An 18819-nucleotide genomic window follows, 5' to 3' on the forward strand; every position below is an offset into this window, starting at 1 on the left:
ACTATGACTTTAAAATATGGGTTTAATAAAGTTCTCATCGCCAACCGTGGTGCAATTGCGTGTCGTGTCATTCGTACCCTTAAAAAATTAGGCATTCAATCGGTTGCGGTGTATTCAGAAGCGGATCGTGATTCTTTACATGTGACTTTAGCCGATGAAGCGGTCTTTATTGGCGATGCACCTGCGAGCCAAAGCTATTTGAATGTCGATAAGATCTTAGAAGTGGCCAAATATACCGGTGCGCAAGCGATTCATCCGGGCTATGGTTTCCTGTCTGAAAATGCCGAATTCTGTAATCTGTGTGAAGCGCAAGGCATTGTGTTCTTAGGGCCAAATGCCGAGCAAATGAAAGCTTTTGGTCTCAAACATACTGCACGTGAATTAGCAATTCAAGCCAATGTACCATTACTTCCGGGCAGTCAGTTGTTGGCAGACGAAGCCGAAGCACTGCTTGAAGCGGAACGTATTGGCTATCCTGTAATGCTGAAAAGTACCGCAGGCGGTGGTGGTATCGGCATGCGTTTGGTGTGGAATGCGGAGGAGCTGAAAGAAGCTTATGCAACCGTGTCTTATTTAGCGCAAGCCAACTTTAAAGATGCAGGCCTTTACTTAGAAAAATTCGTACAAAATGCTCGTCATATCGAAGTGCAAATCTTTGGTGATGGCAACGGTTTAGTTCTAGCACTGGGCGAGCGTGATTGTTCGGTGCAACGTCGTAACCAAAAAGTCATTGAGGAAACGCCTGCACCACACTTAAACGATGAACAACGTGCCTACATCCAAAATGTTGCGATTCAATTAATGCAATCGGTGAATTACCGTTCGGCAGGTACGGTTGAATTTGTGATGGATACCGACACCCAAGAATTCTATTTCTTGGAAGTGAATACCCGTCTACAAGTAGAGCATGGTGTAACCGAGCAAGTCTTTGGTGTCGATCTAGTGGAATGGATGGTGACTTTAGGCAGTAGCGATTGGGTTGCACCTACATCAACACTTGAGTCTCAAGGTCATTCGATTCAAGTGCGTCTTTATGCTGAAGACCCAATAAAAAACTTCCAACCAAGTGCTGGACTTTTGACTCACGTTGAATTTGATGCCAATGCGCGTAATGAAACTTGGGTAGAAACAGGTTCAAATGTCTCATCATTCTATGACCCGATGATTGCCAAAATCATTGTCACAGCAGATGATCGTGAATCAGCAATTCAAGCCATGACCGAAACATTGGCTGAAACCCAAGTTGCCGGCATTGAAACCAATCTTGAATATCTACAAAACATTATCGACTGCGATGTATTTAAAGCAGGCACGCAAACTACACGCTTTTTGAATACATTCGAGTGGAAAACCCAAAAAATTGAAGTGTTACAAGCGGGTATTCAAACCGCTGTGCAAGATGTCACAGGTCGTTTGGGCTATTGGGATGTCGGTGTGCCACCATCCGGTGCGATTGATCCACTGTCTTTAAATGTGGCGAACCAATTGTTGGGCAATGCACCGAATACCGCAGGGCTAGAATGTACACTCCAAGGACCAAGTTTAAAATTCCATTGCGATAGCCAAATTGTCTTGGCAGGTGGTGATATGCCATCGACGTTGGATGGTGTGTCTGTCCCGATGTGGCAAACTGTGAATGTGCGTAAAGGTCAGACGCTGAAATGTGGCAAGATCGCCACAGGTTGCCGTACTTATATCGGGATTAAAGGTGGTCTGAATGTGCCTGAATATTTAGGCTCACAAGCGACTTTTACCTTGGGTCAGTTTGGCGGTCATGCGGGGCGTAATTTACTGATTGGCGATATGCTTCCAATCACGGCATTTACATCTGATGACGTGAAAGCCTTAATAGAAGATCAAATCCCAACATTTTCCAATTCTTGGGAAATTGCGGTGATGTACGGTCCACATGGTGCGCCTGATTTCTTTACCAAAAACGACATTGATACCTTCTTTGCCAACGAGTTTGAAATTCACTTCAACTCCAGCCGTACTGGTATCCGTTTGATTGGTCCAAAACCAGAATGGGCTCGTCAGGACGGTGGCGAAGCGGGTCTGCATCCATCCAATATTCACGACAATGCTTATGCGATTGGTGCCATCGACTTTACTGGGGATATGCCAATTATCTTAGGTCCAGATGGCCCAAGCCTCGGTGGTTTCGTGTGTCCTGCGGTGGTGATCAATTCTGAATTATGGAAATTGGGTCAGCTCAAAGCCGGCGATAAAGTCAAATTTGTACCTCTCAGCTATCATCAAGCGAAATTGCTGAACGAAAAATATCATGCACAATTAACTGCCCAAGATACGCAAGCGGTGACTTTTGATGAAGCATTTTATCCTGAAATCAGTACGCTGAAATCTGCCATTTTAGATACCTTAAAAGGTCAAAATGGTACGCCTGATGTGGTGTATCGTCCTGCGGGCAATAACTATATGTTGGTTGAATATGGCGAGTTGGTTTTGGATTTAAACCTACGTTTCCGTATTCATGCGCTGATGCAATGGGTGAAAGATCAAAATATTCAAGGCATTATTGACCTGACACCGGGCATTCGTTCACTGCAAATTCATTTTGATTCGACCCAACTCGATCAGATGGATTTATTGCGTATGCTTCAAGTCGCAGAGGAGCAACTGCCTGATGTGACTGAGATGCAAGTACCATCACGTACCGTGTATTTACCGCTTGCGTGGGAAGATTCACAAACTCAACTTGCCACTGAGCGTTATATGCAAACGGTACGACCTGATGCGCCGTGGTGTCCGGACAATATCGAATTTATCCGTCGTATTAATGGCTTAAAAGACAAACAAGCTGTGAAAGATGTGGTCTATAACGCCAGTTATTTGGTCATGGGCTTGGGTGATGTGTACTTGGGTGCACCTGTAGCAACGCCACTTGATCCGCGTCAGCGTTTGGTCACCACAAAATATAACCCTGCACGTACGTGGACACCTGAAAATGCTGTCGGTATCGGCGGTGCATATATGTGCGTTTATGGCATGGAAGGTCCGGGTGGCTATCAGTTTGTCGGTCGCACTTCGCAAATGTGGTCACGCTACCGTAAAAACCCCGACTTTGAACAAGGTATGCCGTGGTTATTGCGCTTCTTTGACCAAATTAAGTTTTATGAAGTGTCTGAGTCCGAGTTGATGCACATGCGTGAAGACTTTAAAGCAGGTCGTTTAAAACTGCGGATTGAAGAAGGTGTATTGAATCTGAAAGAATACAATGACTTCTTAACTGAAAACCAAGAATCTATTTGTGCCTTTAAAGCGGTGCAACAAGCTAACTTTGATGCAGAGCGCCGTCGTTGGCATGAAGCAGGACTTGCAGAATATGTCTCTGAAAGCCTAGATACGGTGGATGATGGTGAAGGCGTTGAAGTGCCTGAAGGTGGTTGTGCAGTGGAATCGCACATGCCGGGTTCAATTTGGAAAATTGAATGTCAGTCGGGCGATATTGTGGAAGAAGGTGCAACGCTCGCGGTCATTGAAGCAATGAAGATTGAGATTCCGATTATTGCACCTGAACGCATGAAGGTTGAAGCAATTACCATTGAAAAAGGGCAGACGGTAAAAACGGGGCAGGTGTTGTTTACGTTGGCGCCAGTGGCTTGATGAGATAGGAATAAAAAGACCGCTTAAGCGGTCTTTTTATTTGGTAAAGGGTTTTCAGAAATAATGTGTTCGAAAATTTTTTCACATAGTTCTTTGGCAGATTCGGTTAATTCCCATTCAACATGATCCATAACCGTTAGAACTAAGCGACAAAATTTAAGTTTTTCTTTAATAGTGCCTGATTGATCAGAAAAACATTTTTTAGGCTTGTCATCAGTGGTTCTAGGATTACCCACTCTAATTTGGTCATCAAGAATTTTACCAATACCATTTTTTGCATGAAAATAATCATGTTCTTCTATTAGAGTGACAATATCAAAACCTTCTTTGGTATCTGCTTGCATACCATCCATGGATAGATGATTGGAAAGAGCATTTCTTTTTGTCTCATCATCCTGAAAAGCACCATTTAAGCCTAAAAATTTAATACGGCAAGCATGATAAATAATGTTTGATGGCAGGGTATTTTCAGTTTCTTTACACTCTAAAAGGAAAAACTTTTCTCCTAGTTTTTCTTCTAAACTTGTAGCTCTCATGCCTTTATTTTTAGTTTTAATATCACCATCAGCTATAAGAAACACACTACTAGAAGTTAAGAGAGCATTCATACCGCAATCATCTAAATGATCAGTAAATTCGTCACTAAAATCCCAATGCGTTAAGTTGCTACCAGCATATTCTACAAATGTGTAATGGTAATTCGGCATTAATCTTTGAATATCTGATGACCTAAATTTATATAAATCTAAATTATTAGGTTTTCCTTCAACCACTAAAGTTTCTTCTTGTTTTAATACATCTAAATATTTCTGCATATATTTAGTGATATACAGTCGATCTGTAATGCCTTCCACCCAAATCGTACAGTTAGCCAAATAAATAGAAGAAGGACGTACACCTAATGAAGCAAGTAAGTCACGATCTCTGTCACAACGATGAATTTTAAAATCAAATTTACTTGGATTATCTACTTTGGGTTGCTTTACAAATTTCTGAATCATGACTTGATCAGATTCATCAGCCATATCGAGTAAGTGGTTTGAGTGCGTTGTAAAGAAATAATAATGAGGTGTTTCGTTTAGGTAGAAGTTCATCAGTTGACGAACCATACCTGCGTGCATATGCAGTTCAGGCTCTTCTATGAAGAAAGCATGTATTTCTTCTTTTTTAATAAATGCTTCGTATGTCAAAATGATTGCTTGCTGAAGACCATCGCCTAATCTATGAATTGGAAACTGATCATCTTCTCCAATTTTAATATGTACAACATCATTGACATGACCGTTATCATCTTTACCTATGAATGGAATGAGCGTGATGGGTTCATTGTCAAAAAAATACTGACTTAATTTTTCTTCATAATTTTTTATTAACTCACGCTGTTTTGGTTTACCTAACAAGTGAATTTGAAGTTCATGGTATAAGCATTCACCTGTAATAATATTTTTAGAATCAAATTTGTCTTTATTTGGGAAATAATCTTTTTGAGCACGTTCTATATAAGGTTGTTTATTCTCTTGCTCGGTAACAGGGCGCATTCCACGTAAAATAGGGATATAAAATTTATTGTTAAAGGAATTTATTGTTAAAAAATTCCTATTTTCTCTAGAGTAAATAGATGAAATTTCTGAAAACCGAGTCGCATTTCCTGTTATATGGAACTTTGAGATTTCTTTTAAATGAGTATCTAAAATATTTTTAAATTGGTTTTTAGAAGCTACAGATTTTTCATTGATAAGGAGATTAACTTTATCTAAAAAAGAGTCTTTTAAATTTCCTCCATAACTATTTTGAAATCCAAAATTTCTAGGGTAAACATCAATTGCTTTTTCCTTTAAGCTTTCTAAGTAGGGTGTAGGGTCTATATAATTAATATCAGAGAATTCTAAGGGAGTTGCAAATATTGACCTAAGAAATCGACTTTTTCCCGCATTATTTTTACCAATAAAAAAGTTAAGGCGTTTTATTTCTATGATTTTATCGTAGTCGACTTCATTATCTGAAGTATAATTGTCTAAGTTTTCAGCCCAATAATATAATTTTTCAGTCATAAAAAGCCCCCAAATATGGGAGCTAATTTAGCAGCAATTCATTACTTTTCAAATGAGTTATGAAATAGTGATTGATTCAAATCTGGTTGGTCTTTATTTTAGCAGTATAACACCTTAATAGATGACGGCCTGAATCACTTAGCCACACTTTGATGCACCCTCGAACCCCAATGGTGCAAAATGGCCTATTTTTTTAAGCATACTTAAAAAATAAATCATTCTTGTTTTGCCTCTTTTTACGTATGTAATTAATTTCCCACGCATTCTGCTTAAATTTATTCTATTTGTATATTGTGGCACGCTTAATGCATTTATTTATATACAACATAAATAGAGGAGAGCAATACACTTGATCACTCATAATCACAAACATCGGTTAACCATTCATGTATAAAAAGAATAGCAAGGACATGAGCAATCAAAATGGAATAAACCGGTGAAATACAAAACTTACTTTTGCTTTAGAACAAGCCCCATTTCAATGTTATGGGGCTTTTTTTCGCCCTTTTAAGCAAGTTTATTTACCTCATCCAAATAACTAAAAATTGGCACGCTTTCTGCATTTTCCTAAGTAATACGAAATTCTGGTTTTGTAATATCCCTAGGAGATGCACATGAACAATCCGACATCAAATAAAAAAATGCATCCATGGCTTCACTTTCTGGTTGAGCTGCTCAGCGTACGTGCAGGCTTTCACATTAAACAGTCTTCCCAATATCAACCCAAGGATCAACATCGTGCCTAAACAAAAATTGGCACGGATCAGTATTACCGTGCCAGAAACAACGCTACATGCGATGGATCAAAAAATTGTCGAGCAGCACTATGAAAGCCGCTCGCAGGCCATTGTCGATATGATTAATCGTCACCTGATTGATGATCTGGTGATTCGCGATGAAGTCATGGTTGGCACGCTTACCTTGCTCTATGACGTCAGCTTGAAACCGCTGCGCAGTCAGCTGGTCGATCTGCAGCAGCAGTATCTGGCACAAGTGATCAATTCGCTTCATATCCAGCTGGATGATGAAAAAATTCTGCAAGTCATGCTGATGCAGGGCGCGAGCAGTGATCTGAAAGAAATTAGCGAACAATTTATTGCACTGAAAGGCGTGATTAAAGGCCATCTCGAACTGATGGATGCCGTCATGCCACCTATTCCACAAAATACCGAACACACTTAAGGAGAACAGCTGTGCACAACTTATGGACTGTACAGGACTGGCAACACGCCTACCAGAATAACAATATCCAGCTTAGTGACCTGATTGAGTATGTAGCCGAGTTGAATAATGACGATCATGCCTGGATATCAATTGCGACGGCATCACAATTACAGGCACAAATTGATGCATTGACTGGTGCAGATAGTGCAAGCTTGCCACTTTATGGGGTGCCATTTGCGGTCAAGGACAATATTGATGTTGCAGGGTTCTATACCACAGCAGCATGTAAAGAAGCAGCCTATCTGGCGACTTCCGATGCAACAGCAGTAGCCAAATTAAAAGCTGCCGGCGCGATTGTCGTGGGTAAAACCAATCTGGACCAGTTTGCAACGGGTCTGGTCGGGGTGCGCTCACCATACGGCGCGGTGAAGAACAGCTTTAATCCTGAATATATCAGCGGCGGTTCGAGTTCGGGTTCCAGCGTGGTGGTAGCCAATGGATTAGTACCATTTTCACTGGGTACAGATACTGCAGGTTCAGGACGTGTACCAGCAGGGCACAATAATATTGTCGGACTCAAACCGACCAAAGGCTGGTTCTCGACTACAGGCCTGATTCCGGCTTGCCGCACCATCGATGTGATTTCGATTTTTGCCTTAACGGTGGATGATGCTTGGCAGGTAGCGCAAGTCATGCAAGGCTATGATGCTAGTGATGATTATTCCCGAGTACATCCTCAGAATGTACCGAGCCAATTTTCAAAAGGGAAAATTGCCATTCCAGATACACTGGAATTTTATGGCGATGCTGAAACTGAAAAAGCATTCCAGCTGGCGATCGCACGTGTACAAAGCTTGGGTTATACGGTTGAGCCGATTGATTTTGCTCCATTTCAACAACTGGCAGCGGCCTTGTATAACCGCTCTTGGGTAGCTGAACGTACCAGTGCCGTGGAAAAAATGGTGCAACGCGAGCAGACCCATCCGGTAATTGGCCAGATTATTGCACAGGCAGACCGGTTCAGTGCGGTCGATGTCATGCAGGATGAATATGAACGCGCCCGCCTGAGCCGTGTTATTCAAACTACACTGGCAGATTATGATGCCTTGATGGTGCCTACTGCACCCACCATTTATCGCATTGCAGATGTAGAAGCGGATCCTCTGGTGAAAAACAGCCATATGGGCGCTTATACCAATTTTGTCAATTTTGCCGATCTGTCGGCTTTGGCATTACCAAATAGTATTCGTGCCGATGGTCTTCCAACGGGTGTGACCTTTATTGCGCCAGCCTGGATGGATGAAGCACTGGCCAAATTCGGGCAAAAATGGCAGCAATCGAGCCAGTTAAAGCTAGGCACCTCTGAACTTAGCTATGAAAAAACAACTGAAATCTCATCGGGGCACAGCGTCAAACTGGCTGTCGTCGGAGCACATCTGACCGGTATGCCACTGAATTTTCAGCTGACCACACGCAGTGGCACCCTGATGAAGCAGACCCGGACTGCTTCGCATTACAAACTCTATGCTTTAAAAAATACGACACCGCCAAAACCTGGCCTGCAATACAACGCGAAAGGTTTTTCAATTGAAGTAGAGGTCTGGGACATTCCGCGTGCACTGTTCGGAGACATTGTTGCAGAAGTTCCGGCACCTTTGGGGATCGGCAATGTCCAGCTGATTGATGGCACTTGGGTCAAAGGCTTTATCTGTGAAGGCTATGCACTTGAGGATGCAACAGATATTAGTCATTTCGGTGGCTGGCGCGAATTTATGAAATCTAAACAACTTTCAAATACCAAATTTAAATGTGAATGCATAGGGGAAGTCGCAAAATGATCAAAAAAGCACTGATGTCAGTTTCCGTACTGTCTGCAATCCTTTTAAGCGGTTGTGACAATACCGCTAAAGTACCTGAACCAAATGCCAAGGCTGAAGGTACTGTAAATACTCAACCCATCCGGATTGGTTATAGCGACTGGCCGGGTTGGGTTGCGTGGCAAGTTGCGATTGAAAAAGGCTGGTTAGAGGAAGCTGGAGTCAATGCTGATTTTAAATGGTTTGACTATTCAGCCTCACTTTCAGCTTTTGCTGCCAACCAGCTGGATGCGGTCATGGTCACTAATGGTGATAATCTGGTCACTGGCTCTGGCGGGACCAAGGGCGTGATGATCATGGCGACCGATTATTCAGCTGGAAATGACGTGATTATTGCCAAGAATGGCATTAATTCGATTCAGGATCTGCGCGGTAAAACCGTAGCCACTGAAAAAGGTCTGGTCGATCACTTGTTACTGTCCACTGCACTGGATGATGCCAAAGTTGGCCTGAATGAGGTCAAACTGGTCAATACCATGACCAATGAATTGCCACAGGTTTTTGCTACTCCCGATATTGATGCAATTGCGGTATGGCAGCCAGTAGCAAATCAGGCTTTATCTGCGGTGGCCGGTTCCAAGATTATTTTTACCTCTAAAGACAAGCCGGGGTTAATCTACGATACCTTGACCGTGAATCCTGCCCATCTGGAAGCCAATAAAGAGCAATGGAAAAAGGTGATTCAGGTTTGGGATAAAACTGTCAAATATATCAATGACCCGGCGACTCGAGAAGACGCTGCACAGATCATGTCCAAGCGGGTTGGTGTCGATGCGAAGACCTATATGCAGTTCATTGATGGCACACATTTACTGGATCTGGCCGCCAACAAGAAAGTCTTTACCAAAGGTGATGGTTTCGACTCGATCTATGGTTCCAGCTATCATGTGAACAAGTTCAATGTAGCCAACGGCATTTATACGACTGAAATGAATGTGGATGGCGTGATTGTTCCAACGCTGGTGCAAGAACTCAAATAGAGCATGCCGCCTCATTCTGGAAGGTATTCTAAACTAATAAAAAATCCCCAGATTGGGGATTTTTTATTAGTCAGATGAATATTAAAAAATTAAAGCTGCGTACTTTTGGAAAAGACATTGATAAAAATAATGCCAATGATCATAAACGCCAGACCGATCAGCGCGGGAAGATCCAGTTGCTGTTTAAACACCAAGAGGCCAACCGTTGAAATCAGAATAATACCGGCACCAGACCAGATTGCATAGGCAATGCCCATCGGAATGGTTTTCATGGTCAGTGACAGGAAAAACAGGGCAACGGCATAACCGGCAATGGTGGCAAGTGAAGGCCAGAGCACGCTAAAACCATTGGAGGCTTTCAATGCAGAAGTTGCAATGACTTCTGCAATAATGGCAATCGAAAGATATAAAAAAGACATATTTCTCCCTATAACACCCGTTCTGCATGCTGCATCAGGTGACCCTGTTCTGACTTCAGCCAGCTTTCAGCTTGTGTAGTCGTGGGGGTTGCATATTGAAATTGGTAATCCGGCTGGTATATATCCAGCTCAAAAATCAGGTCAATATTGCGACCATCTAAAATGACATGCTGAGCCAGACTGCTTTCATTGAGAACTTCAAAATTTTCCAGGTTAAAGAGTTTGCCTGTCTCACTGCTGCGGGTGCTGTAAGTTTTAGCTTGACCATCAGTCCCGATAGAAACTTCAAAACTTTCCACCAAGGCAAACACGGTCGGATCGACAGCTTTCAAATCCATTTGAGCTACTGCACTTTGCACTTCAGGCAAACGCGTCAGGGCATAGGCAATATGATCAGCACAAATGATCAGGCCACCATCCATTTCCAGTTCCTGACCAGATTGAACATCAAGCGCAAACTGAAGCCGCAGCCCTAAAAATAAACCGTGCTGTACCTGCTGGCGCCAGTCTTCGACATACACATTACTTGGAGAAAATTCCAGAATGCAGTTGCCAATCGCATGCAACCTGGCTGGTTCCGGCCATTGCACATGATTCTGGTAATTGGCGTAGTCTTTCACGTCCCAGGACAAGAGTTGGCTAGCGTTATCCCAAAACGTATTGCCAATCCAGCCTTGGCGTTCCTGAACAGCAGTTCCCGTCTGGCTTTTTAGACGAAGATCAATGGTAAAACTGTGCGACTGAAACCAGTACACAATGGTATTTTCATCAGTTAGGCCATTATAAAAACTGATACTTTTACGCCGGAAAGCACCGTATAAAAAGCCCGGAATAATCTCTGGCTGAGGGATAGTGGGCTTTAAAGTCTTAATCACTTCAAACAGATTCATGATGCTGTCTCCGTCTGTTCTTCAAGTCCAAAAGAGGAAAGTGGTACAGCATTTTTTAAGATCAGTTCACCGCTAGCAACGCGCTGTTTTAAATATTGAAAGGTCTGGGCGGTCTGATTAAACAGATGTTCGCCCCCGATCAGGGCAGAATATTTGGAATTTTCAGTGTGAATCACCGGTTCAATCACGGTGTCATAATTGCAGGCGCAAAACAGCGGGAATGAATAACGTTCTTCCGAGACCTTTTTCACGCGGTGTTTGGTGGCGAGATATTTACCATTCGACAGAATTTCCATCATGTCACCGATATTCATCACCAGGGTATTTTCAATCAGTGGAATATCGATCCATTCGCCGGCTTTATTCAAAACCTGTAAGCCGGGCGCGGTGGGTAACAGCAGGGTAAAGCACTCATAATCGGTATGTGCACCTATGCCTTCGGCATCTTGTATTTCCGGATTATAGGGATAATGAATCAAGCGTAGCTGACTTGGTGCATCAGTAATTTTACTTTCAAAAAAGTCCTCACGAACGCCCAATGCCAGCGCAAAGGCAGAAAAAATCTGCTGGCTGATCTCACGCAGATGGCTGTAGTACTGGCTGACAATAGACTTGAAATCCGGATGGTCTGGCCATAAGGTGGGCCCAAGTAAAGGACAGTCTTTTCTTACCCCCTGATAATCATAATTGACATCATAGGCTTCTTTTAAATCATAACTGTTGCCGGCAAACTGTTCTTCGCCAATCGGCACATAGCCACTATGGTTTTTTGATTTGCCAATATAGTGCTGCATTTTGGTGTCCAGATCCTGAGAAAAATAGGACTGGGCCATTTCAATCAGGGCTTTGGCGTAATCAGAATTAAACTGGCTACCTTGCAGATAAAGAAATCCGACTTCTTTACAGGCATGATCCAGAGCATGAGCAACTTCAATACGATCGGCTAAATCCGGACTTTGTAATTTTGAAATATCAACCAGTGGGAGTACATATTGCGCTTGCATGATAATCACCTCTAATGTTGGTCGTCCAACACAGCGATTAAAACCTTCGGGTCGTCCCAAAGGCATTTTGGATAAGATTATTTATTGCTGCTGACCTTGGTCATACGCGGAATGACCGGCAGTTCTGCCAGTGCCGGATCCAGTTCATCTTCTTCAGCATGCACCAGATAATCGACACGTTGTCTTAACTGTTTAAATTCAGGACTAAGCATGACGTCTGGATGGCGTGGACGAGGTAGATCAACTTCGATAATTTCCTTGATTTCACCCGGATTGGCTTTCAGTGCCACAATCCGGTCGGCCAGCAAAATTGCTTCATCCATATCGTGGGTCACAAAAATAATGGTGATATCAATGTTTTGCCATAGGTCCATCAGGTGACGCTGCATTTTTTGCCGCGTATGTGGATCAAGTGCCCCAAAGGGTTCATCCATCAACAGGATTTTCGGTTCATTGACCAAAGCTCGGGCAATCGCGACACGCTGTTTCATCCCGCCAGACAACTCATGCGGATACTGGTTTTCATACTTTTCCAGACCAATGATATTGATCCATTCACGTGCCTGTGCTTCTGCCGCTGCACTACTTTGGCCTTTCATGCGCGGACCAAACATGACATTTTCCTTGACGGTTTTCCATGGAAACAGGGTATAGCCCTGAAACACCATGCCACGCTCCGGACTTGGGCCGGTAATTGGCTGGCCATCCACCAGAATCTCACCACTGCTATAAGGATCCAGACCGGCCACTACACGGCTAAAGGTTGACTTGCCGCAACCGGAAGGCCCAATCACACAGATGAACTCACGCTTATGAATTTTCAAATCTAGAGCATTTAAAACCGTACGTTCAGTTTTGCCATGACTGAATTTTTGTGTCAGTTGCTTCGCTTCCAGAATCACCGGACGACTATAAATCTTGTCAAAGTATTCGCGGGTATTAAATTCAGTGTTTTGCATCAGTTAGCTCCCGGTTTCCATTTAAATAAGCGTTGTCCCAATTTCATCAAGATCACATCACACAGCAGACCAATCACCCCGATAATCAGGATCGCGGCAAAGACATTATCAAAGTTCTGATAGCGGGCTTGCTGGGTAATGAACCAGGTAATTCCGGAGGTACTGCCGATTAGTTCTGCTACGATCAGGTATGTCCATGCCCAACCCAGCAGCACACGCAGATTGCGGTAAATTTCAGGCAGGGCCGCTGGAATCACCACATGCAACAGGCTTTTCAGTTTATTGGTGCCCAAGGTAAAACCGGCTTCAATCAGGCTGCGATCCACCAGACGTGTGGTATTGGCAATGATCAGGATTTGCTGGAACAGGGTTCCTATCACAATAATGGCAATTTTGGGTGCATCATTAATTCCGAGAATTGCCACTGCCAGTGCACCAAAGGCGGGAGCAGGTAAATAGCGGAAAAACTCAACAAAGGGTTCGGTCAGCTGGGAAATTTTATTTGAAAATCCGCATAAAATACCGAGTGGAATACCAACCAAGGAAGAAATAAAGAACGCGGTAAAGACCAACTTGATACTGTGCCACAGACTTTCATGAAACCAGGGTGCATTGGCTTGGGTAGGCTCCGTGGTAAAAGCTGTGATCAGTGCAATTGCCACTTGATGCGGTGCAGGCAGATAAATCGGGTTGACCAGAATACCCTGCGGCGGAGCCAGACCCTGATCTACCGCAGACTGCGCAGCAGAAAAAAACTGGTCTTTATCAATACGACTCTCGACCTGTAAATAGGCAACACTACCTGAATCCGTAATCTGGACTTGTGGATGCCAGATAAATGGCAAATAACTGACTGCACACCAGATCAGAATTGGTATTAAAAACGACCCCAAGCCAAACAGTAACTTATTTCTTTGACTGAGTTCACGCGCAACGTAACTCATAGTGTTGCCCCTCAATATTACAAATTTTATAAAACGTAATACTGAATAAGCAAAATGAATGCCATTTCATCTCAAATCCTGAAATGACTCTTAAAATGGCTTATTTTTATAGAAAAATTAGCAGACAACTTTTAATCATATTCAAGAGGTTAGATCAGAATGCAGAGATTTTTAATCATTTTCTGGAAAATAGAATCAATAAAAAAGACCTGAAAAATCAGGCCTCTTTTTTCAGTAACATCATTTAGCCAATAATGTCTGCATGCTGGTTTTGCAAGCTATAGATGCACTGCTGCGCAATCTGTTTTTTCTCGGCTGCGGTCATTTCAATATCTTCCCATTTCTGCATCTGCTGCAGGAGCCAGATAAAATCATCGACTTTCGGTTCGGCACTTTCCCCAACAAAATTCCGGATGATATTCTTGATCTTGTAAAAGTCATAGACATGCCGCTGGGCGGAACATTCAAACTGAATAATCTGATAGTCTACTAGCATGTCCCATACTTCTGATAAATCACTGCGCTGCTTTAAATCATCCTGCGCTTTTTGTACTGCCTTGACCACTGCCTCTACAGTAAATGGATGCTGTTCTGCCCATTCCTGGGTCATGGCCAAGACTTTATCGGCAACTTTTGGAATGACATTCTGGCTTGCCGCGACGATAAAACTATAGCCTTCAAGTTTGGCCTGAATATTCCAGGGTTCTCCCACGCAAAAGCCATCGAATACCTGTTCCGCGATTCCTTTTACCATGGAAGGCGGTGGAGAGGTCATCAGCTGGATATTCTTGGCCAGTTGTGGATCAGTCAGCGCCAGCCATTCTTTTAAACAGTAATGGTGAATCGAATATTTATAAACATAGGCCAGATTGATGGAATGATTCTGTTGTAAAGCCTGTACCAGTTTCTTTGAGGTATTCTGTTCATCATCCCCAGGCTGGATGCCGAGTTCATAGCACCAATCCTGGCGCAGGCTAATAAAAGCCTGATTCACGCTCAGTACTAGAGGGGTTTGCAAAGCCACCTGTAACTGGTCTGTGCCCAGGGCAGCAGCGGGCAACATGGCGGATAGACAATGTGCAGCATCCAGAAAGCCATAGGCCAGACGGTCACGCAAACTTGACCAGGAAGCTTCACGGATTAAATTTATGGTTAATCCTTGCTCGGAAAAATACCCCTGTTTTTCGGCCCAGAGAATGGCGACACAATCAAGTAAAGGAATATAGCCAATATTGAGTTCAGTTTTTTCTAATGTGGACATATGCTTTTCCTTATTGGCCCAGTAACAGCTTTTGTGCATCCAGTAAGCGTCTGGCCATTTCACCAATGGTAATCCGGTGACTCATGGCATTTTTACGCAATAAAGCAAAGGCTTGTTCTTCCGTTAAGGCATGCAGCTGGATGAGCAGCGCTTTGGCTTTATCGATATCTTTACGGTCAATCAGCTTGTCCTGAGTTTCTTTTAAATCATTCAGCAGCTTTTTATGCTTGCGAAACTGTTCAATTGAAATTTCCAGAATGCTTTCTAGTTTGGTGGGATCAATACCATCGACAATATAGGCCGTGATTCCGGCATCAATCGCACTCTTGATGGTGTCTTTATTGGAGTTCTGGGTAAACAGCACGGTCGGGAGTTCATATTGGCTGACACAGCTTTCAATAATATCCCGATGCGGATGATCCATATTCAGCAGGATCACATCTGCATGAATACCTTTGACATGCACCATATTCAGGTCATTCAGGATTAAACAGGCCACCACCTGAAAATCATGTAAAAGTAGGGATTCCTGGATAAATTGGGCGCGCTCCAGATCATCATCAATAAGAGCAATTCGTAATTTGGACATGGAATATTTTCAAGTAAGGCCTAAGGAATATTCAAGCAGGATTAAAGCAAAAAACATGCCATTAAATTGGTGCATAAAATTCTATTTTTCTGCTCAATTTAGTGCACAGCTTTAGAGATTTCAGCTGATGGCCGATCAAAATGAAGCATTTAGGTAGATCATCTGCCTGAAACAAGGCATTTTTCTATTAAAAAAGTTGGCACGGTTTCTGCATTTATTAAATCGTCAAAGATGACTTTCAATACTAACAACGGCCAACGATGTCCGTTCTGATCGTAATTGCATTTTCAAAAAATGTGATTGGTATTTCGTTCAGCACAGGATAAATGACATGGTCAGTTGTTCAGCAATACAAAACGCACAAGCGTTTCAAGCCTTCTTCCAGCATTACAAAGTGCTGGGTTGTGGTATTTACAACCTATTCAATCAGCAAACATATCAATGCCTAGACGTGATATGTGGCTTTTTATCATCTTTAAAAAAACAATAGTTGGAGTGCAGATATGAAAATTCTCATGATTGGGCATGGCATGGTGGGGCATAAATTCATCGAATCTGTACTGGAACAGGCCGGTGATGACATTGAGCTGACCATTTTGGCAGAAGAGCCACATTTAGCTTATGACCGGGTACATTTGACTGAATATTTTAGCGGCAAGTCGGTCAAGGATCTGAGTCTATGCCGTAGTGATTTTGCTGATGCCTATGGCATTGATTTACGTCTTAATACCAAAGCGGTTGAAATTGATCAGCTTAATAAAACCGTCACCACCAGCCAGGGTGATGTGCTGAGTTTTGACAAGTTGATTCTTGCCACCGGCTCTTATGCTTTTGTACCCCCAATCCCGGGCAATGACCGTCAGAATTGCTTTGTTTATCGTACCATTGAAGATCTGGATGCCATTCGCGCAGCCAGTCTGAATGCCAAAACTGGCGTGGTGATCGGCGGCGGTCTGCTGGGTCTGGAAGCAGCGAAGGCTTTGCGAGATCTGAATCTGGAAACCCATGTCGTAGAATTTGCTCCGCGTCTAATGGCGGTTCAGATTGATGATCTGGGCGGCCGGGTACTGCGCTCTAAAATTGAAGACCTGGGTGTCAAGGTGCATACTCAAAAGGCCACGTCGAGTATTGAAGATGGTGACAGCGCCCAGCATGTAATGAAGTTCGGAGATGGGTCGGTACTTGAAACTGACATCATCCTGTTCTCGGCCGGTATTCGTCCGCGTGATGAACTGGCGCGCCAAAGTGGTTTACTGATTGGTGAGCGTGGCGGCATCATCATTAATGATTATTGCCAGACCTCACATCCGGACATTTATGCCATTGGTGAATGTGCACTTTGGGACAATAAAATTTATGGTCTGGTTGCACCAGGCTATGACATGGCGCGGATCGCGGCAAAACATGTCCTAGGCCAAGAAAGTCATGCATTCGCTGGTGCGGACATGAGTACCAAGCTCAAACTGATGGGCGTGGATGTTGCTTCTATTGGTGATGCACATGCCATGTCCCCAGGTGCTTTGAGCTATTTCTATGCTGATGAAGCCGCGCAGGTTTATAAAAAAATCGTGGTGTCAGCAGACAAGACCAGGCTGCTGGGCGCGGTGCTGGTGGGCTGTGCCAAAGAATATAGTGATCTCCTGCAAATGATGCTAAATGGTCTGGCTGTACCGGAGCAACCGGAAAGCCTGATCATGCCGGGCTTTGATCAGTCAACCTCCAAATCAGGTGGCAGTGGCATCGATTTATTGCCTGACAGTGCGACCATCTGTTCATGTAATAACGTTTCCAAAGCTGATATCTGTTCAGCCATTGATGGCGGTGCAACTTCATTGGGTGCATTGAAAAAATGCACGCAGGCTGCAACAGCGTGCGGTGGCTGTGCGCCACTGGTAACGCAGGTTCTCAAATCTGAATTACAGCGTCAGGGTGTCACGGTGAACAATCACCTGTGTGAACACTTTGCCTATTCACGTCAGGAACTGTATCACCTGGTTCGTGTGCATGAGATCAAGACATTCTCTGACCTGATTCAGCAACATGGGCACGGCATGGGCTGTGATATCTGCAAACCGACTGTAGCCAATATTCTGGCATCCTGCTGGAATGATTTTGTTCTGAAACCAAGTCATGCCGGTTTGCAGGATAGCAACGACTACTACCTCGGCAATATCCAGAAAGATGGTTCCTATTCGATTGTGCCACGTGTGGCAGGCGGCGAGATTACCCCGGATGGTCTGATTACCATCGGTCAGATCGCCAAAGATTATGGTCTATATACCAAAATCACGGGCGGACAACGAATTGACATGTTTGGTGTGCAGGTACATCAACTGCCTGAAATCTGGGAAAAACTGATCAATGCCGGTTTCGAGTCCGGACATGCTTACGGCAAATCCTTACGTACGGTGAAATCTTGTGTGGGTAGTACCTGGTGCCGTTTTGGAGTCGATGATTCTGTCGGCTTGGCGATTTTCCTGGAAAATCGTTATAAAGGCCTGCGTTCACCCCATAAAACCAAAATGGCAGTATCCGGCTGTACCCGTGAATGTGCAGAAGCACAGAGCAAGGATGTCGGTGTCATTGCCACGGAAAAAGGCTGGAATCTATATGTATGCGGAAATGGCGGCATGAAACCGCGCCATGCTGAACTGCTCGCTTCGGATCTGGATACTCCCACACTCATCAAATATATCGACCGCTTCTTTATGTTCTATATCCAGACAGCAGACCGTCTGCAGCGCACCAGTGTGTGGCGTGACAATATGGAAGGTGGGCTGGACTATCTGAAAGATGTCATTGTGCATGATTCGCTCGGCATTGCCGCTGAACTGGAAAGCCGTATGCAGCATGTGATTGGTACTTATCAGGATGAATGGCGCACCGCAATTGAAGATCCTGAAGTACGCAAACGCTTTAAGACTTTTATCAATGCCAAAGCAGCCGAGCAGAATGACCCGCATATTCAGTTTGCGCCTGTACGTGGCCAGATTCGTCCAAAGACAGAAGCTGAACGTGATTTAAACCGTATTCCAGTGGTTGAAGCCTAAATACCAC

The 18819-nt window shown here is 43.7% G+C and carries 14 protein-coding genes; 6 read left to right on the forward strand and 8 right to left on the reverse strand.

Annotation, left to right across the window (positions count from 1 at the left end):
- Positions 1-3 precede the first annotated feature (3 nt).
- The gene (uca, locus tag NI462_RS08070; RefSeq protein WP_253159969.1) at positions 4-3624 is read left to right on the forward strand and encodes an urea carboxylase; all 3621 of its coding nucleotides are present in this window, start codon (positions 4-6) and stop codon (positions 3622-3624) included.
- A gap of 23 nt (positions 3625-3647) precedes the next feature.
- Here uca and NI462_RS08075 read toward each other — a convergent pair whose 3' ends face one another.
- Positions 3648-5675, reverse strand: a complete 2028-nt coding sequence (locus tag NI462_RS08075) for an AAA family ATPase (RefSeq protein WP_253159971.1) — start codon at positions 5673-5675, stop codon at positions 3648-3650.
- 614 nt (positions 5676-6289) lie between these two features.
- Here NI462_RS08075 and NI462_RS15075 point away from each other — a divergent pair.
- Genes NI462_RS15075 through NI462_RS08090 form a run of 4 tightly spaced genes read left to right on the forward strand, consistent with a single transcriptional unit; the run spans position 6290 to position 9696 of the window.
- A complete protein-coding gene (locus tag NI462_RS15075; RefSeq protein ID WP_004647016.1) occupies positions 6290-6421 on the forward strand; it encodes a hypothetical protein in 132 nt (43 codons plus the stop codon).
- The gene (locus NI462_RS08080) at positions 6414-6857 is read left to right on the forward strand and encodes a CopG family ribbon-helix-helix protein (protein WP_004280384.1); all 444 of its coding nucleotides are present in this window, start codon (positions 6414-6416) and stop codon (positions 6855-6857) included. The genes NI462_RS15075 and NI462_RS08080 overlap by 8 nt, the downstream gene beginning before the upstream one ends.
- A gap of 11 nt (positions 6858-6868) precedes the next feature.
- Positions 6869-8677 carry an allophanate hydrolase gene (atzF, locus tag NI462_RS08085; protein WP_253159973.1) on the forward strand — a complete coding sequence of 603 codons (1809 nt, stop codon included), beginning with the start codon at positions 6869-6871 and terminating at the stop codon, positions 8675-8677.
- Entirely contained in the window at positions 8674-9696 is a 1023-nt protein-coding gene (locus NI462_RS08090) for an ABC transporter substrate-binding protein (protein WP_044110883.1), read from the forward strand. Before atzF ends, NI462_RS08090 begins: the two co-directional genes overlap by 4 nt.
- 89 nt (positions 9697-9785) lie before the next feature.
- Here NI462_RS08090 and NI462_RS08095 read toward each other — a convergent pair whose 3' ends face one another.
- The 7 genes from NI462_RS08095 to NI462_RS08125 form a co-directional block, all read right to left on the reverse strand.
- Positions 9786-10115, reverse strand: a complete 330-nt coding sequence (locus NI462_RS08095) for a DMT family transporter (protein ID WP_004280373.1) — start codon at positions 10113-10115, stop codon at positions 9786-9788.
- A gap of 8 nt (positions 10116-10123) precedes the next feature.
- Entirely contained in the window at positions 10124-11005 is an 882-nt protein-coding gene (locus NI462_RS08100) for a hypothetical protein (RefSeq protein WP_253159975.1), read from the reverse strand.
- Entirely contained in the window at positions 11002-12009 is a 1008-nt protein-coding gene (locus NI462_RS08105) for an isopenicillin N synthase family dioxygenase (protein WP_253159977.1), read from the reverse strand. The genes NI462_RS08100 and NI462_RS08105 overlap by 4 nt, the downstream gene beginning before the upstream one ends.
- A 77-nt stretch (positions 12010-12086) precedes the next feature.
- A complete protein-coding gene (locus NI462_RS08110) occupies positions 12087-12968 on the reverse strand; it encodes an ABC transporter ATP-binding protein (RefSeq protein ID WP_004809406.1) in 882 nt (293 codons plus the stop codon).
- On the reverse strand, positions 12968-13912 hold the full coding sequence (locus tag NI462_RS08115) for an ABC transporter permease (RefSeq protein ID WP_253114381.1): 945 nt from the start codon (positions 13910-13912) through the stop codon (positions 12968-12970). The genes NI462_RS08110 and NI462_RS08115 overlap by 1 nt, the downstream gene beginning before the upstream one ends.
- Before the next feature lie 244 nt (positions 13913-14156).
- Complete coding sequence (locus NI462_RS08120) at positions 14157-15173, reverse strand: CmpA/NrtA family ABC transporter substrate-binding protein (protein WP_253159979.1); 1017 nt, start codon at positions 15171-15173, stop codon at positions 14157-14159.
- Between the two features lie 10 nt (positions 15174-15183).
- Positions 15184-15762: an ANTAR domain-containing response regulator gene (locus tag NI462_RS08125; protein ID WP_070154220.1), complete on the reverse strand. Its 579-nt coding sequence runs from the start codon at positions 15760-15762 to the stop codon at positions 15184-15186.
- 503 nt (positions 15763-16265) lie between these two features.
- Between NI462_RS08125 and nirB the strand changes: the two genes are divergently transcribed.
- Positions 16266-18812, forward strand: a complete 2547-nt coding sequence (gene nirB, locus NI462_RS08130) for a nitrite reductase large subunit NirB (RefSeq protein ID WP_253159981.1) — start codon at positions 16266-16268, stop codon at positions 18810-18812.
- The last annotated feature ends 7 nt before the right edge of the window (positions 18813-18819 follow it).

The organism is Acinetobacter lwoffii (assembly GCF_024129715.1).
GTDB lineage: Bacteria > Pseudomonadota > Gammaproteobacteria > Pseudomonadales > Moraxellaceae > Acinetobacter > Acinetobacter lwoffii_U.

Excerpts from the sequence above, each read along its gene's own strand:
- uca (WP_253159969.1), top strand. The coding sequence starts at position 4 with ATGACTTTAAAATATGGGTTTAATAAAGTTCTCATCGCCAACCGTGGT.
- NI462_RS08075 (WP_253159971.1), bottom strand. The coding sequence starts at position 5,675 with ATGACTGAAAAATTATATTATTGGGCTGAAAACTTAGACAATTATACT.
- NI462_RS15075 (WP_004647016.1), top strand. The coding sequence starts at position 6,290 with ATGAACAATCCGACATCAAATAAAAAAATGCATCCATGGCTTCACTTT.
- NI462_RS08090 (WP_044110883.1), top strand. The coding sequence starts at position 8,674 with ATGATCAAAAAAGCACTGATGTCAGTTTCCGTACTGTCTGCAATCCTT.
- NI462_RS08095 (WP_004280373.1), bottom strand. The coding sequence starts at position 10,115 with ATGTCTTTTTTATATCTTTCGATTGCCATTATTGCAGAAGTCATTGCA.
- NI462_RS08100 (WP_253159975.1), bottom strand. The coding sequence starts at position 11,005 with ATGAATCTGTTTGAAGTGATTAAGACTTTAAAGCCCACTATCCCTCAG.
- NI462_RS08105 (WP_253159977.1), bottom strand. The coding sequence starts at position 12,009 with ATGCAAGCGCAATATGTACTCCCACTGGTTGATATTTCAAAATTACAA.
- NI462_RS08110 (WP_004809406.1), bottom strand. The coding sequence starts at position 12,968 with ATGCAAAACACTGAATTTAATACCCGCGAATACTTTGACAAGATTTAT.
- NI462_RS08115 (WP_253114381.1), bottom strand. The coding sequence starts at position 13,912 with ATGAGTTACGTTGCGCGTGAACTCAGTCAAAGAAATAAGTTACTGTTT.
- NI462_RS08120 (WP_253159979.1), bottom strand. The coding sequence starts at position 15,173 with ATGTCCACATTAGAAAAAACTGAACTCAATATTGGCTATATTCCTTTA.
- NI462_RS08125 (WP_070154220.1), bottom strand. The coding sequence starts at position 15,762 with ATGTCCAAATTACGAATTGCTCTTATTGATGATGATCTGGAGCGCGCC.
- nirB (WP_253159981.1), top strand. The coding sequence starts at position 16,266 with ATGAAAATTCTCATGATTGGGCATGGCATGGTGGGGCATAAATTCATC.